The sequence below is a fragment of the Pseudoalteromonas fuliginea genome (assembly GCF_000690055.1).
In the GTDB taxonomy this organism is placed as follows: Bacteria; Pseudomonadota; Gammaproteobacteria; order Enterobacterales; family Alteromonadaceae; genus Pseudoalteromonas; species Pseudoalteromonas fuliginea.
Window position 1 is genome coordinate 1 of sequence record NZ_JJNZ01000236.1, and the last position, 368, is coordinate 368.

Here is a 368-nt window from a genome sequence, read left to right on the forward strand (position 1 = left end):
AAATAATTAATAAGCATTTAGAACTACGTCTCGAACAATTATCCCACAAAGACCGTGTTGAGGGATTGACCACCGACGAGCGTAAAGAATATGCGCAATTAATCACAAATGAGCGCTAACTTAGGCTAGCGGCACCCACTATAAACAGTTATAATTAATCCTTATGCAACTTTTTGTTGCTATTCTTTTTGTCAGCATTAAAAGTGGATAAAATCTATGGAGCAAACCTCACAGTCTCGTCTAAAACTTCTAGTGGCCAAAGGTAAAGAGCAAGGTTATTTAACCTATGCCGAGGTTAATGACCATTTACCAGCAGACATGGTCGATTCCGATCAGATTGAAGATATTATCCAGATGATCAACGATAT

The 368-nt window shown here is 38.0% G+C and carries 1 protein-coding gene; it reads left to right on the plus strand.

The genetic code is table 11. From position 1 onward, the window contains the following. Window positions 1–216 precede the first annotated feature (216 nt). Window positions 217–368, plus strand: a 152-nt coding sequence (locus tag DC53_RS21905; RefSeq protein ID WP_204247276.1) for an RNA polymerase sigma factor region1.1 domain-containing protein, incomplete at its 3' end; no start/stop codon positions are given.